This window comes from Aeromonas sp. R2-4 (assembly GCF_040908365.1).
Taxonomy (GTDB): domain Bacteria; phylum Pseudomonadota; class Gammaproteobacteria; order Enterobacterales; family Aeromonadaceae; genus Aeromonas; species Aeromonas veronii.
In genome coordinates, this window is record NZ_JBFODO010000004.1 from 79,539 (window position 1) to 95,178 (window position 15,640).

The window sequence follows — 15,640 nt, forward strand, 5'->3', positions numbered from 1 at the left end:
GGCTTCTCATCATATCCCCGGCCAGAGCTGATTTAGAAGGAACCAATTATGTCATTTATCACTACTTATTGTAGCCACTGCTTTACCAGGAACCGCCTGCCCGTTACCCATATCGATACATCTGCCAAATGCGGGCGCTGCAAAGCCCTCCTGTTCAGCCAGACCCCTTGCCTCGGGAAGGCGGATAACTTCGATACCCTGATCAACTCAGATATCCCGGTCGTGGTCGATTTCTGGGCCAGCTGGTGCGGCCCCTGCCAGCAGTTTGCTCCGGTATTTCATGAGGTTGCCCATGAACTCGAACCACGGATGCGCTTTGTCAAAGTCGATACCGAGCAGCAGAGCACCATTGCCGCCCGTTACGCCATTCGCAGCATCCCCACCCTGATGGTCTTCAAACAGGGCAAACTGGTGAACCAGATAAATGGCTCCTTGCCCAAGAGCATGTTCAAGCAGTGGCTGGAACAGTTCATGGATGTTTGATTTATATTTCGCACATGTTTTATTTATGTGTTCATTTCCTCATTTTTATCAATGAGTATGTGAGTAGAGGCTGATTTTCAACATGTGAGCCTGTTTCAAACAAGTGAACGGATGTAATCTCGGCAACACAAAAACAACCATAAATTAACCGAGAGAACATTATGCACACATCAGCTGTACCCTCTGCTCCATCTCGCTGGCTGGACATCAAATCAGGGATCGTCATCCTGGATGTCCTGCTACTTTGTGCCATGCTCGCCTGGCTCCCGTTTGACCCCATGGTCAACAAGGGGCTGGGCATTCTGGTCTTTATCGCCATCCTCTGGCTGACCGAAGCACTGCACGTCACCATCACCGCGCTGCTGGTACCCCTGCTGGCTACCGTGCTCGGGGTGTTTGACATGAGCAAATCCCTCACCGATTTTGCCAACCCGATCCTGTTCCTCTTTTTTGGCGGTTTCGCCCTCGCGGCAGCCCTCTCAAAACAGGGACTGGATACCCTGATGGCAGGCAAGGTGATGCACCTGGCCAATGGTCATCTGGGTTGGGGCGTCATCCTGCTCTTTACCATCACAGCCGCCATGTCGATGTGGATCAGCAACACCGCTACCACCGCCATGATGCTGCCACTGGCGATCGGTATGCTGGCACGCCTCGATAGCAAAAAAGAGCGCGCCACCTTCGTCTTCGTATTGCTGGGGATCGCCTACAGCGCCAGTATCGGCGGCATCGGTACCCTGGTGGGTAGCCCACCCAACGCCATCGCTGCCGCCCAGATGGGGATTGGCTTCACTGACTGGATGAAATTCGGTGTTCCAGTAGTGCTGATCCTGATGCCCTGCGGCATTGCCCTGCTCTATCTGGTAACCCGCCCGCGTCTCAGCCACCGCGTCGAGATCCAGGATGTCACCATCAACTGGACCCGCGAGCGTAAAGTGACGCTGGCAATCTTCCTGACCACCGTTGTGCTCTGGATCGGCTCACAACCCATCTCCAACGCCTTTGGCGGTATTCCGCAACTCGACACCCTGATTGCCATGGGCGCCATCGTGGCCATCGTGGTCAGCCGTGTCGCCAGCTGGGATGACGTCAACCAGAACACCGACTGGGGCGTGCTGATGCTGTTTGGCGGCGGTCTGACCCTGAGCGCCATTCTCAAGGCCACTGGTACCAGCGCCTTCCTGGCCAGCCATCTGTCGGCCGTGCTCTCCAACGCCAACATTTTTGTCGTGTTGCTTATGCTGGCCGCCTTCGTGGTGTTCCTGACCGAGCTGGTCTCCAACACCGCCACCGCCGCGCTGTTGGTTCCCCTGTTTGCCGGTGTCGCCGAGGCGCTGGGTGTATCACCTGTGGTGATGTCGGTGTTGATCGCTATCGGTGCCTCCTGTGCCTTTATGCTGCCAGTCGCCACGCCGCCCAATGCCATCGTCTTTGCCAGTGGCCACATCCGCCAAAGGGAGATGATGAAAGCCGGTATGGCTCTGAACGTGGTCTTTACCGTGTTGCTCGCCCTGCTGGCCTACTTTGTTGGCGATATCCTCTGATCCAGCTCCCCCCAATAAACAAAAACCCCCGCATTGCGGGGGTTTTCTCATTTATGAATCTGATTAGCCGATGTTGCAGGCCTTCAGATCCCATATCCGATCCACATAGTCCTGAATAGAGCGATCGGAGTTGAACTTGCCCATGGTGGCCGAGTTGATGATGGCCTTCTTCGCCCACAGTGCCGGATCCCGATACCAGGTATCGATCAGCTTGTGTGCATCCGAGTAGGACTGGAAGTCCGCCAGGGTCAGGTAAGGGTCTCCCCCTTCCAGCAAGGAGCGCTTGATGGAGGCCAGCTCACCCGGACGACCCGGCGTGAAGTAGTCGGTATCAAACCAGTCCAGCACCGCTTTGAGCTCGGAGTTGGCATAGTAGAAGTCATACGGGTTGTAACCGCGCGCCTTCAGCGACTTCACCTCGTCCACGTTCAGACCGAAGATGGCACAGTTTTCGGCACCCGCCTCTTCAGCGATCTCGATGTTGGCGCCGTCCAGCGTTCCGATAGTGATCGCACCGTTGAGCGCCATCTTCATGTTGCCGGTACCGGATGCTTCGTAACCTGCAGTGGAGATCTGCTCGGAGACATCTGCCGCCGGGATCAGCTTCTCGGCCAGGCTCACGCGGTAGTTCGGCATGAACACCACTTTCAGCTTGCCCTGGATACGGGCGTCGTTATTGACCCGATCCGCCAGCTTGTTGATGGCATAGATGATATCTTTGGCCAGCTTGTAACCAGGCGCCGCTTTGGAGCCGAAGATGAACACGCGCGGGTGCATGTCATAGTCCGGGTTGGCCAGCAGACGACGATAGAGCGCCATGATGTGAATGAGGTTCAGCTGCTGGCGCTTGTATTCGTGCAGACGCTTAATCTGAACGTCAAAGATCGCCTCGGCACTGACATCGATACCGGTTTCGTCCTTGATGACCTTGACCAGCTTCTCTTTGTTGTGACGCTTGATGGTCATGAACTGCTGCTGGAACGCCTTGTCATCGGCAAACTTCACCACGCCACGCAGTTTGTCCAGTTGCAGCGGCCACTCCTTGCCCACTACTTCGTTGTAGAGGCCAGCCAGTTCCGGGTTGCACGCCAGCAGCCAGCGACGCGGGGTCACCCCGTTGGTCACGTTGCACATTTTTTCCGGCCACAGCTCGGCATACTCGGGGAAGAGATCTTCCTTCACCAGCTTGGAGTGGATCTCGGCCACACCGTTCACTTTGGACGAACCGATCACGCACAGGTTGCCCATGCGAACCTTGCGCACATCTCCCTCTTCGATGATGGAGAGCTTGGCTTTGATAGCATCGTTGCCCGGCCACTTGGGCTCCACCAACTCGTTCAGGAAGCGGGCGTTGATCTCGTAAATCACCTCCAGATGGCGAGGCAGTACTTTCTCGAACAGGCTGACCGACCACTTCTCCAGCGCTTCCGGCAGCAGAGTGTGGTTGGTATAAGAGAAGACCTGATAGCAGATAGTCCAAGCGGCATCCCAGTTCAGATCTTCCTCGTCCACCAGCACCCGCATCAGTTCCGGGATGGCGACAGTCGGATGAGTATCGTTGAGCTGAATGGCAATTTGCGCGGCAAAGTTGCTGAAGTCACTGCCATGGACCCGCTTGTAGCGGCGCATGATGTCCTTGATGGAGCAAGCACAGAAGAAGTACTGCTGGATCAGACGCAGCTCTTTACCGGCATCGGTCTCATCGTTCGGATAGAGTACCTTGGAGATGGTCTCGGCCTGGGCTTTTTCAGCCTGGGAGTCGATATAACCACCAGCGTTGAACACATCCCAATCGAAAAACTCGGAGGCGCGGGATTCCCACAAACGCAGGATGTTGACGGTATGACCGCCAAAACCGACCACCGGAATATCCCAAGGCACCCCTTTAATCTTGCGACCGGCGTGCCATACCTTTTTCAGGCCGCCATTGTCACCAAACACGGTCTCGACGTAGCCATAGAGCGGCACTTCTTGCACCGACTCGGGACGGCAGATCTCCCAGGGGTTGCCATATTCACGCCAAGAGTCCGGACGCTCGATCTGGCGGCCATCCTGGATTTCCTGACGGAACAGACCGTGTTCGTAGTGGATACCGTAACCAACCGCCGGATAGTTCAGAGTGGCCAGCGAGTCAATAAAGCAGGCAGCCAGACGACCCAGGCCGCCGTTGCCAAGTGCCATGTCCGGCTCTTGTTCGCACAGGTCGGTCAGTTCCAGACCGAGTTCGCCCAGCGCCTCTTCGCAAGTCTTGTAGAGTGAGAGGTTGTGCAGGTTGTTGGAAGTCAATCGTCCCATCAGGAATTCAGCAGAGAGATAGTGAATCGCACGAGTATCTTTCTTGAAATGAGTCTGCTGAGTGCGGGTCAGGCGCTCGTACACCTGTTCATTGACAGCCGCAGCTGTGGCTTTCCACCACGCTTCGGGAGAGGCTTTCTGTTCGCTTGTTCCCAAGGTAGAACGCAGGTGACGCACGATACTCGCCTTGAGCTGATCTTTATCCAGTTGGAGATCCTGGTCTGTCTTCTTCTTGGTAGCCATAAACCATATTCCTTCGTTACAAATAAAATTGTTATCCCGCTTGCGGGACCGGCGCTGTTGTTATCTCAAAATATGTACCGGCGTGAGAATACTAACTAAAGCGGCAGAATTAAAAGTTAACGCAAGTCACACTTTAACCGATAAAAACAGCCTGAAAAGCTTGAAAACCCTTTCCTTTAATTGATCGAGCAAAAACAAATATTTTCTTTATTATCAGTAACTTAATGAAATAATAAAAATATTCTGGCATGAATAGGTTTTCAGAGATTGCCAAGCCTTGAAAATCCCTGAAAATAGGCAGCAAGACGGCACATTGAAACCGGTTTCAATGTGCCTGAAAAATTACCGTATAAATATGAAGCAATCATTGCACCCTTAAAGATGTGCTTTGAACTGATTACTCAATGGATCGTAATGGTACCCAATCTGATCCAGACGTCCTGCCAACTGCTCTTCACTCATATTGTAATAGGCCAGCAGCTCCTCCAACCCGTCACACTCAAGCCTTAGCTTCTCATTGATGATGCCCAGCAAGATGTTGGCATCAAGACGTTGCAAGGTACTGATATCCATGGCGGCACCTCCTGTAAATGACCTGTATAACCATGGGCGGTTACGCAAGGTTTGTCCATAGTACGAAAAACACCCAACCAGCTTTGTATTAAATAGTGTTTAAAAACATAACCTTACTAACGACACATGCCAACACCATCACATTTTTCAGCAAAAACACCTTGTCACTGCCACAGGATAGAACTACTGTATGCACATACAGCTTGGATATTCATACAGGAACCCCATATATGAACCAGCCCCTGCACTCACTGCCCTTTGCGATGAATCGTGTCATGAGCAAGCCCTGGCCAACCAGAACCGCCTGCAAAGCGGAGCTGGCTCATTATGGTGTGACTATCCAGTCTGATGATCAGTTTCTGAGCGAGCTGACAAAGCTTGGGGAGGCTCATACCGGCTGGATCTTGTTGATCGCCCCGCCGGGACGCCCCACAGTCAGCCGTCTGGAAGAGCGAGGTATCGATCCCAAGAGAGTGCTGGTGGTACATAGCCCCAAAATCAAGAACTGGCAGCAAACCCTAGAGCGCAGTCTGGGCAATGGTCACTGCGCCGCCGTATTTACCTGGCTACCCGAGCAGATCGAGCTGGATCACGTCAAGCTGCAGCGACTGGGACAGCAATCTGGCGTACTCACCCGCTTCTTTGGCGCGAAACGGACTAACCTCGGCACACCTCTGCTGGCCTATGCAGAGCAAGATATTTATCTAAATCACTAAGTTAAAATTTGGCCCATTCTTGGGCATGGCTGCAACGACAAAGCCATTGCCATCATTACTCAGTAAAATCCTAGCAAAATAAAAAGCGCCTACATTGCTGCAGGCGCTTTTCATTGGCAGCCAAGCGGGCCATTGGGCCTACTTACACCTTCACGCAAGATTACTCTTCGGGACAGGGTGCCAGCACCACCCGGCGGCGACCCATCACCACCGGACGCACCAGCAGCTGTGCCAGCAAGACACCCAGCAGGGTCAGCCCACCCCCGATCAGGTGATAGCTGGTTAACCGCTCACCCAGCAGGGTGATGGCAAGGCCAGCCGTCATCACCGGCAGCAGGTTCATAAAGATGGCGGTACGGTTGGCACCGAGCAGAGCGATACCCTGCATCCAGAGCCAGGGCGAGAGCGCCGAAGTGGGGATACCGGCATAGAGGATCAGCCACAGGGCCCGACCATCCGGCCACTGGCCATCCACCAGCAAAAAGAATGGGGTCAGGATCACCACACTGCAGATCACCTGACCGTAGAGCAGCGACCAGTTGTCGAGCCCCAGATCCCACTTCTTGAGCAGCACGCTGTAAAGGGCATAAGTACCGGCCGAAATCAGCATATAGACAGAGCCGATATGAATGCCTTGGGTAAACAGCCGGGTCGGATCCCCCTGCCCCAGCAAGATAGACAAGCCAAGGATAGAGAGCAGCGCCCCCAACACGGCGCCCCAGGTGGGCCGCTCGCGCAGCAGCCAGATGCTGAACAACACGGTCAGCAGCGGCGTCAGTCCCATCATCAACCCCATCTCTGTGGCCCCCAACGTTTGCGCCGCGTAGTACCCAAAAGTCTGGTTGAGCACCATGCCCAGCGAAGCCAGCATGGCGATCTGCCAACAGCCGGCGCGCAAGCGGGCACGCATACGCCATACCCGACGGGCCAGAAACGGACTTAATACCAGCGCAGCCACCACCCAGCGCGACCAGGCCAAGGCTGCCGGGGACAACACACCAACCGCCAGTTTGCTGACGATACCATTGCCAGCCCAGATGGCAATGCAGGAGAAGGGAAACAGAAAGGCAAGGGGCATGAGAGGATCCAGACCGAAGAGACAACAGCGGGCCAGTATAGGGGGCGATGGGAGAGAAACAAAGGTGTGGGCCTGAACAGCCACATGGTGAACGCCAGTCGCCAGAAACAAATATGCCCGCAAAAGTGCGGGCATATCAGTGCAGAAACAGGTTCAGAAGCGCATCACGCGGCATCCATGTGCAGTCTGGAGATCAGCTCGTTGACCTCGGTGACTGTCTGGCGGTGGGGAATATCCGCCGGATTCGGCATCAGCAACAAACCGGATTGGAAATCAAACCGCCCCCGACCATGGATGTAAATCCGACCTTTAAAGAAGGTTTTGACATGCTTTGCCACCATCAGTGGCAGGTACTTCTTGAACACTCTCATCGTTTGCAACCTCTTGCAGTTGTATCCGTATGACAGCAGCTTCTGCGAATTAATTCCGTAAATTATTTATAAAAATCCGGAAAACTCGCCCATCTCTTCCCAAAAAACTCAATCTATAACTTTTTATTAACTTTTAGCCTATTGTATGCGGCCCTTCGAGCCAGAGCAAGGCTCCTTTGCCATCAAGCCACTCGATACAGGCGATCCCCGAGGTGGCAAACATGGGTGCTCCTGCGGCCGGGCAGAGGCTTTGTACCAGATAACCCACCAGCGGCAGATGGCTGACCATCAGGATCTGGTCATGTTGTTCAGCCAGAGTGGTGAGGTAGCTGGCCACGAAAGCGGGATCACCGTAAGGGGTAATGTCGCCACTCTCTTCAACGGCTGCTGCGTCAGGTAATTCACTGCATATGGCTTGCCAGGTCTGGCGTGCCCGCAGATAGTTGCTGTGGATCACCCGATCCAGCGGGCCAATCAGCTGAGGCGCCAACCAGCGGGCCATCTGGATAGACTCTTCAATACCCTGCTCGGTCAATGGACGCTGTTCATCTGTTTTCGCATTCATGCCAGCCTGGCCATGACGCATGATATAGATCTTCATTACAACCTCGCCCAACGGGCCTGTTTTGATAGCCGGGGGATCTTACCCCGCCACGGGTGTGGAAACAATTGCGCTACCTCTCAGAAAAGGGTTTGCCTGACGGGATAGCGGGGTCGATAATCATGTTTAAATTCAAATAAATCCAACGTGAGTCACACGCCAATGAGCCCATATGCCAGTCCCAATGACCATCGGCAATACCATTTTCTGGAGCTGGCCAACCGGCTCAGGGTCTTGTTGATTTGTGATCCCGACACCGACAAATCCGCCGCCTCGCTGGCAGTCAATACCGGCCATTTTGACGATCCCGCCGACCGGCAGGGAATGGCCCATTTTCTGGAGCACATGCTGTTTCTCGGCACCTGCACCTACCCCAAGCCTGGTGAGTACCAGCAATTTATGAGCCGTCATGGCGGCAGCAACAACGCCTGGACCGGTACCGAGTTCACCAACTTCTTCTTCGAGATCGACAACGGCTTCTTCGAAGCGGGGCTGGATCGCTTCTCCCAGTTCTTTATCTGCCCCACCTTTGATCCGGAGTGGGTGGACAAGGAGCGTAACGCGGTTGACTCCGAGTATCGCCTCAAGCTGCAGGACGACATGCGCCGCAGCTATCAGGTGCATAAAGAGACAGTCAACCCGGCGCACCCCTTCTCCAAGTTCTCGGTGGGCAACCTCGATACCCTGGCCGATCTGCCGGGGCGGGATCTGCGCTCCGACCTTATCCGTTTTTACGAAAGCCATTACAGCGCGGATCGCATGGCGCTGGTGATGATCTCGCCGGAATCAATCGATACCCAGTTGCAGTGGTGCTGTCGCTACTTTGCTCCCATTTTGAATCGCAATTTGGGAACCCCGACCCTCACCATGCCGCTCTACCGGCTCGATGATCTCGGCGTGCGCATCCACATCAATCCGGTCAAGGAGACCCGCAAGCTGTCGCTGAGCTTCCCCTTACCCAATGTGGACGAGTTTTACGACAAAAAGCCCCTCACCTTCCTGAGCCATCTGATTGGTTATGAGGGGGATGGCAGCCTGCTCTCCCTGCTCAAGGCGAAAGGCTGGGTCAACCAGCTCTCGGCGGGCGGTGGCATCAGCGGCGCCAACTTCAAGGATTTTGGCGTCAACTTCGGCCTCACCCCTCTGGGCCTTAAGCATGTGGACGACATCCTCGCCGCCCTGTTTGGTTATCTGAAACTGATCGGCCGCGAAGGCCTGCAGAGCTGGCGCTATGACGAAAAACGGACCGTACTCGAATCGGCGTTCCGTTTTCAGGAGCGCGGCCGCCCCCTCGATACGGTGTCGGGGCTGGTGCTCAACCTCTTTAGCTACAAACCAGAGGATCTGCTCTACGGCGACTACATGATGCGCGAATATGACGAGGGGCTGATCCGCCGCTTCCTCGCCAAGCTCACCCCGCACAATTTGCGTATCACCATCACTGCGCCGGAAGTGGCGACCGATCGGCTGGCCCGCTGGTATCAGACCCCCTACAGCGTGGCGACCATTACCGAGGCCGAGAAAATTCGCTGGCAGCAGAGCGAGCCGGATCCGGCGCTGGCGCTGCCCAAGCCCAACCCCTTTATCAGCAGCCGGCTCGATCCGCGCACGCCAGAGCTTGCCGCCGACATGCCCGCCTGCCTTATCGATCGCCCCGGTTTTCGCCTCTGGCACCTTCATGAGCACCTGTTCAGCGTGCCCAAGGGCAATCTCTATATCTCCATCGATAGCGAACATGCGGTCAAAAATCCGCGCAATATCGCCATGGCGCGCCTCGCCGTGGAGCTGTTGGCCGACCACCTCAACGCCCTCACCTATCCAGCGGAGCTGGCGGGGCTGGGTTACCAGATCTATGCCCATCAGGGGGGTTTTACCATCAACCTGAGCGGCTTTGCCGACAAGCAGCCGCTGTTGCTCGACATGATCCTCGGCAACCGCACCTTGGGGTATCCGGATCCGGGCCGCTTCGCCGAGATCAAGGAGCAGCTCATCCGCAACTGGGACAACCAGTCCAAGGCGCGCCCCATCTCCCAGCTCTTTAACCAGCTCACCAGTTTGCTGCAACCGAACAACCCGCCGTTCGAGCAGTTGCTGCGCCACCTGCGCACCGTCGAGCTGGAGGAGATGCCCGGCTTCGTGGCCCAGCTGTTTGGCGAGGTGCATGTCGAGGCGCTGGTACACGGCGACTGGACTGCCGCCGAAGCTCTGGAGCTGGCCGCCCTGATGGAGCGCCACCTGAGCGATATCAATGGCACCAGCAGCAAGCCGAGCGGCGAGACCCGTCGTCCGCTCATCTCCATTCAGGACAGGGGCACCCTTATTCGCGAGCAGGGTTGCGATCACGAAGACTCGGCACTGCTGGTCTACTACCAGTCCCGCACCACCCGGGCGCGGGATCTCGCCTGCTTCACTCTGGCAAACCACATCATGTCCTCTACTTTCTTCCACGAGCTGCGCACCCGCCAGCAACTGGGGTATGTGGTGGGCGCTGGCAACCTGCCCCTCAATCGCCACCCGGGCCTGATCTTCTATATCCAGTCGCCGGTGGCGGGGCCGCAGATCCTGCTCGATGCGGTGGAGGAGTTTATCGACCTCTTCCCGCTCGCCATGCTCGAATTCACCGAGCAGCAGTGGCAGGAGAGCAAGGCGGGGCTGCAAGCCCAGCTGAGCGAGCGGGATGCCAACCTGCGCAGTCGCGGCCAACGGCTGTGGGTCAGCATCGGCAACAAGGATCTGGGTTTCGATCAGCGGGAGCGGGTCTGCGACGAGGTGGGCAAGTTGAGCCGCGCCGATCTGGTGCGCTTTATCACCCAACTGCGTTCGCGCACCTCCGATCGGCTGATCCTCTGCAGCTATGGTCAGGGGCACGAACATGACGAGCGGATCACCGGCCAGTTTATCGACGATCCACGGGCATTTCGGCTCAATGCCGCCACCTTCGAGGCCTGATCAGGCCTCGACATCCCCCGTTTTTCCTTCCCACCGCAAATCGCAGGCAATAAAAAGCCGACCCATCAGGGTCGGCTGGAAAAACCATAATAATTGCGACCAAAGCCGCCAAAAGTGAACATGAGCGTGAAAATCAGACACTGAGTTGCTGATCAGCAAGCGGGAAAGACCCGATACTCGCTTTGCAATGCCAACAGTGATTGAGAAACAGCCTCATATTAGGCACTCCCCCCGCCAATCACGTTGATCTACGTCAAAGGAGGTAGCGAAGAGCGCGTAGCCCGACGATTTGTCGGCGCAGATCACCCTTTGCCTGCCGTTAGCCACGGCGAACCAACCGGTAGGCCACCTCATCGAAGTAGGAGAGCTGACCCGACAGCACCCGCGGGTGATCCACCTCGGCGGCGCGCCCCAGCACCTCGATACGAAAATCGCGCTCGAACAGGGCTCGCACCTCCATCTCACCCACCGAGAAGGGGGGCTGACTCTGCTGCTCAGGCTGATATTCGAGGGTCACCAGCAGGATCTGGCCACCGGTCTCGACCAGCGAACTGATCAGGGCCGCATACTGGCGACGCATCGCGGTCGGCAGAGCGATCAGCGCCGCGCGGTCATAGACCAGCCGGTAACGGCGACCCAGACTCGGGGCGGCGAAAAAATCCCCCTGAAAAATGCGCAGGCTGTCCACCTGATGGCACTGATAAGGGCCCACCTCGCTCACGGTCGCGGCGAGCTGGTTTTCACTGAAGAACTGACTGACGGCAAGGCTCGATAGCTCGAAACCGTCGACCGGATGACCCTGAGCGCTCAGCCAGAGCATGTCGCGAGACTTGCCACACAGGGGAACCAGCACCGGCTCGTCCGCTTGCTGGGCTGACCACCAGGATTGCAGCCAGTGGTTGAAGTCCGCCTGATGAAAGCCAATCCGGTTCTCTTCCCAACGCTGATGCCAAAACGCAGCTTCCATCGTTATTACCCTTCTGTACTAAAGATGCCTCAATATCACAACTTAGCCGGCACCGCGCAACCCTCTGCCCTCCCCTTTTTGCCGCGCAGTCTCTGCGTGTTATCGGGCGAATGGCGGGACGTCCCCTTGCCGTGCGCCTCACTGTCGCAATGATCGCTATTGGATACGCTTATGACGGGCAGTGGCATACCAACCCATGCAAAAACGTCATGGGTGTATGGCGATGAAGGAATGAAAGGAATGACGTTGGCAAGCCAAAACGTGCCTGCCAACGCCAGAAAGATCACGACAGTGTGGCGCGAACGACCGCCAGCTGACGCTCGATATAAGCAAAATCGGGACGATCGACGGGGAGTTCCGAGAGGCAGGCCGCTTTGAGCTGATGCAACCCATCAAGCGGTGAGTCTTGCGTATCGCAATGGGCCAGCAGCTCTTCCAGCAGGCAGCCAAAGGCGCGCACTTCCAGTCGTTCAAGGCCCAGCGCCCGCTCGCAGTCGCTGCGGCCATACAAAGAGGCGGCACCGAAATCCCCCAGCAGGGCGCGAGCCGGTGCGTCAGACCCACGGGCAAACAGAATATTGTGACCGTAGAGATCCCCGTGCATGATGCCCGCGCGATGCAGATGGCCCGCCACCGAGGCGATGCCATGGGCCATCGCCAGCGCATCCGGCACACTCAGATGCAGCCCCTCGGGATAGACATCCCGGGTGCAGGAGTCCAGGCTCGGCGGCCCGGCCAGATTGGCAAAGTCCGGGTCGATCAGCTCCATCACCAGCGCCGGAATGCCGGAGGGGTGATCCGCCACCTTGCCTATCACCTTGATAAGGTTAGGATGAGTGCCCGCCGCCAGCGATGCCGCCATCTCGCAGCGGGGCAAGCCATCGCTGGTCACCGCCCCCTTGAACAGCTTGACCGCCACCTGACTGGCATCGCCTCTATCGCTCGCCTGAATCACTGCATCAGCTGGATTAGCCACAAGGGTGGCGCGATGGATAACGCCGGATGCTCCCTGCCCCAGCAGCTCGCCCAGCGCCAGCGTCTCCCAGGAAAGGGGTTCTACATGGACATCATCGATGGCCCGCTCCTCCGCCCCTTCGCTAAAGGGGTTGCCTGAGTAAGCGAGCCATGAAAGGCGAGGCAGCGAGAGCAGCCACTCGGGGAAGCGTTCGATGCGGTTGGCGGCGATACGCAGCAGCTCCAGATTGCGGCAGTTGGCAAGGCTCGTCGGCAGCTCGCGCAGGCGGTTGCCCGCCAGCATCAGCTTTTGCAGGGCGTCGCACTGGCCCAGCTCATCGGGCAGCCTTTCAATTGCGTTATCAGTCAGGATCAGCCAGCGCAACCCCGCAGGCAGCGCCCTGGCCGAGACGGTAGCAATCCGGTTGGCCTTAAAGCCCACCATGGTGAGCGCGGGACAGCGCCCCAGCACCTCGGGCAGCTCGGTAAAGCGGTTCTCGGAGCAGAAGATGATGCGCAGTTTGCCAAACCCGGCCAGCTCGTCAGGGAGCGTGCTTAGCTGGTTGCCGGTCAAATCCAGCACCTCCAGCGTCTCTTTCAGGCTCAAAATCTCGCTGGGGAACTCCGTCAGGTTTTCACAAAGCTTCAGATGGCGGGCACCGCACAGTTCACCTGCGCGCAGCTGTTCCAGAGTATGCATAACCGTTTCTCAATCCTGATGATCTGCCTGATGGCACAGCGACCATCAACGCGCGCCGAACTCGGGTCCGGCGATTTTAAAGGGGGGCATTATAAAGAATTCGGGGCGCAGTTCGCCCCTTTTGTTGCCGCAAAGGCCTGTATCGACATGTAGCAAAACGACTTGGGAACAAAGAGAGCAAGATTCGGGTCGTTCCAGCGAGGAGTGGTTGCCATAGTGGGGGCCAAACCCAAGTCGGTTGGAACCTATTGGAGTTCCAACCCACAGCCAACCCTGTGTACCACTTAGCAGGCGCACAACACACTCAGCGAGGGAACTGCCATGTCATTACTGTCCAACAAGGTCGCCATTATCACCGGCGCCAGCTCCGGCATCGGTCGCGCCAGCGCCATCCTGTTTGCCCAGGAGGGAGCAAGCGTCGTCGTCGGCGCCCGCCGCAAGCCCGAGCTGGATCTGCTGGTGGAGGAGATCCGCCATGAGGGGGGCCAGGCGGTGAGTCTGGCGGGGGATGTGAAAAGCGAGAGTTACGCCCGCGATCTGGTGGAGCTCGCGCTAACCCGTTTCGGCGGGCTCGATATCGCCTTCAACAACGCAGGTACCACAGGCACGCCGGGCAGCGTAGAGCAGCTTGAGCTGACGCAGTGGCAGGAAATTCTGGATACCAACCTCACCAGCGCCTTTGTGGGAGCCAAGTACCAGATCCCCGCCATGCTGGCGCGTGGCGGCGGCTCGCTTATTTTTACCTCTACCTTTGTCGGCCATACCCTGGGGCTGCCCGGCATGGCGGCCTATGCGGCGAGCAAGGCAGGACTCATTGGCCTGACCCGTGTGCTGGCTGCCGAGTATGGGGCACAAGGGATTCGGGTCAACGCCCTGCTGCCGGGGGGCACCGACACCCCCATGGGGCGGGCTTTTGCCAATACGCCAGAGAGCCTCACCTTTGTGCAGAATATGCATGCCCTCAAACGGCTGGCCCAACCGGAGGAGATCGCCCGCTCGGCCCTTTATCTCGCGTCCGATGCATCCAGCTTTACTACCGGCATTGCCCTGCTGGCCGATGGTGGGGTATCAATTTGTCGTACATGACGTTGTCGCCCCCAAGATCCTGCGACCGAAACCTTATCGTGAGAGCGCCTTATGTCTGATTACGCCCGCATCGCCGATGCCATCCGTTTTATCGCAAGTCAGGTGGAGCGCCAGCCCACTCTGGACGAGATAGCGGCGCACGTTCACTTAAGTCCCTTTCACTTCCAGCGGCTGTTCAGCCGCTGGGCCGGAGTGACGCCCAAACGCTATCTGCAGGTGCTGACCCTGGAGCGGGCCAAGGCGCTGTTGCAGGAGTCGCGCCCGCTGCTTGAGGTGGCAGATACCCTGGGCCTTAGCAGCGGCTCGCGGCTCTACGATCACTTCGTGCAACTCGAAGCGGTAACGCCGGGCGAGTACAAGCAGCGCGGGGCCGGACTGGTTATCGATCACGGGGTGCACGACACCCCCTTCGGCCAGGCATTCGTCGCCCTGACCCCGCGGGGGGTGTGCAACTTCTCGTTTCTCGATGAAAAGGCCCCAGAGGCACCGCTGGCCACCCTCGCCCAGCACTGGCCTGCGGCAACGCTGCAAGAAGCACCATCACGCACTCAAGGGGTCATCAACACCATGTTCGATGGCAGCAAGGCGCCGGATCGCCCCATCTCGTTGCACGTGAGCGGCACCAACTTTCAGATCAGCGTCTGGCGGGCGCTGCTGCAGATCCCGCCCGCCAAGGTGGTGAGCTACGCCCAGGTGGCGAACGCCGTCGGCAACCCCAAAGCCGCCCGAGCCGTGGGGCTGGCGGTGGGCGCCAACCCCGTCGCCTTGATGATCCCCTGTCACCGGGTCATCCAGCAAAACGGCAAACTCGGCGGCTATCACTGGGGCGAGACCCGTAAACAGGCGATACATGCCTGGGAAGCGGCGAGGTATGAGTAAAGGCGGCTTTTTTCAGCCCGCCTGATGAGGAAAACAGGCATCTTGGTAGTGAGTCAGCAGACAATCAGGCCACGCCAGACAGCGGGCGGCGATATAAAGCAGGGAGACCTGAAGAATCGGGGCGCAGATCGCCCCTTTTGTTGCTTTGGCAAGGCATGGCGCTCAGCCGCCCCACCTCAGCGAATTGACGAAACAGGTAGG

Annotated in this window: 13 protein-coding genes; 6 read left to right on the forward strand and 7 right to left on the reverse strand. The window is 57.5% G+C overall.

The annotated features are described in order from the left end of the window. Window positions 1-48 precede the first annotated feature (48 nt). Together trxC and AB5Z05_RS01935 are read left to right on the forward strand one after the other, a co-directional pair. Complete coding sequence (gene trxC, locus AB5Z05_RS01930; RefSeq protein WP_047438874.1) at window positions 49-483, forward strand: thioredoxin TrxC; 435 nt, start codon at window positions 49-51, stop codon at window positions 481-483. Window positions 484-644: 161 nt separating this feature from the next. Beyond that, a complete protein-coding gene (locus AB5Z05_RS01935) occupies window positions 645-2,027 on the forward strand; it encodes a DASS family sodium-coupled anion symporter (RefSeq protein WP_005333606.1) in 1,383 nt (460 codons plus the stop codon). A gap of 63 nt (window positions 2,028-2,090) precedes the next feature. Here AB5Z05_RS01935 and AB5Z05_RS01940 read toward each other — a convergent pair whose 3' ends face one another. After that, a complete protein-coding gene (locus AB5Z05_RS01940) occupies window positions 2,091-4,565 on the reverse strand; it encodes a glycogen/starch/alpha-glucan phosphorylase (RefSeq protein WP_043824469.1) in 2,475 nt (824 codons plus the stop codon). Between the two features lie 375 nt (window positions 4,566-4,940). Further along, window positions 4,941-5,138, reverse strand: a complete 198-nt coding sequence (locus AB5Z05_RS01945) for a DUF4250 domain-containing protein (RefSeq protein ID WP_127006571.1) — start codon at window positions 5,136-5,138, stop codon at window positions 4,941-4,943. Window positions 5,139-5,368: 230 nt separating this feature from the next. Between AB5Z05_RS01945 and AB5Z05_RS01950 the strand changes: the two genes are divergently transcribed. Continuing rightward, window positions 5,369-5,854, forward strand: coding sequence for a cell division inhibitor (locus AB5Z05_RS01950; RefSeq protein ID WP_005333614.1), 486 nt, complete (start codon window positions 5,369-5,371; stop codon window positions 5,852-5,854). Between the two features lie 160 nt (window positions 5,855-6,014). Here AB5Z05_RS01950 and AB5Z05_RS01955 read toward each other — a convergent pair whose 3' ends face one another. The 3 genes from AB5Z05_RS01955 to sixA form a co-directional block, all read right to left on the reverse strand. After that, entirely contained in the window at window positions 6,015-6,932 is a 918-nt protein-coding gene (locus tag AB5Z05_RS01955) for a DMT family transporter (RefSeq protein WP_127006572.1), read from the reverse strand. Between the two features lie 164 nt (window positions 6,933-7,096). Beyond that, on the reverse strand, window positions 7,097-7,303 hold the full coding sequence (locus tag AB5Z05_RS01960; RefSeq protein WP_005336998.1) for a DUF1107 domain-containing protein: 207 nt from the start codon (window positions 7,301-7,303) through the stop codon (window positions 7,097-7,099). Between the two features lie 133 nt (window positions 7,304-7,436). Next, a complete protein-coding gene (gene sixA, locus AB5Z05_RS01965) occupies window positions 7,437-7,904 on the reverse strand; it encodes a phosphohistidine phosphatase SixA (protein ID WP_005336999.1) in 468 nt (155 codons plus the stop codon). A 162-nt stretch (window positions 7,905-8,066) separates the two neighbouring features. Between sixA and AB5Z05_RS01970 the strand changes: the two genes are divergently transcribed. Further along, window positions 8,067-10,853, forward strand: a complete 2,787-nt coding sequence (locus AB5Z05_RS01970; protein ID WP_127006573.1) for an insulinase family protein — start codon at window positions 8,067-8,069, stop codon at window positions 10,851-10,853. A gap of 319 nt (window positions 10,854-11,172) precedes the next feature. Here the strand turns inward: AB5Z05_RS01970 and AB5Z05_RS01975 are convergent, their stop codons facing one another. Continuing rightward, a complete protein-coding gene (locus AB5Z05_RS01975; protein ID WP_005337003.1) occupies window positions 11,173-11,820 on the reverse strand; it encodes a thiopurine S-methyltransferase in 648 nt (215 codons plus the stop codon). A 283-nt stretch (window positions 11,821-12,103) separates the two neighbouring features. Further along, window positions 12,104-13,474, reverse strand: a complete 1,371-nt coding sequence (locus AB5Z05_RS01980; RefSeq protein ID WP_127006574.1) for a leucine-rich repeat-containing protein kinase family protein — start codon at window positions 13,472-13,474, stop codon at window positions 12,104-12,106. A 321-nt stretch (window positions 13,475-13,795) separates the two neighbouring features. Between AB5Z05_RS01980 and AB5Z05_RS01985 the strand changes: the two genes are divergently transcribed. Both AB5Z05_RS01985 and AB5Z05_RS01990 read left to right on the forward strand, forming a co-directional pair. Further along, window positions 13,796-14,560: an SDR family oxidoreductase gene (locus tag AB5Z05_RS01985; RefSeq protein ID WP_127006575.1), complete on the forward strand. Its 765-nt coding sequence runs from the start codon at window positions 13,796-13,798 to the stop codon at window positions 14,558-14,560. Window positions 14,561-14,611: 51 nt separating this feature from the next. Further along, window positions 14,612-15,439, forward strand: coding sequence for a bifunctional transcriptional activator/DNA repair enzyme AdaA (locus AB5Z05_RS01990; protein ID WP_115521931.1), 828 nt, complete (start codon window positions 14,612-14,614; stop codon window positions 15,437-15,439). Window positions 15,440-15,640: the final 201 nt, after the last annotated feature.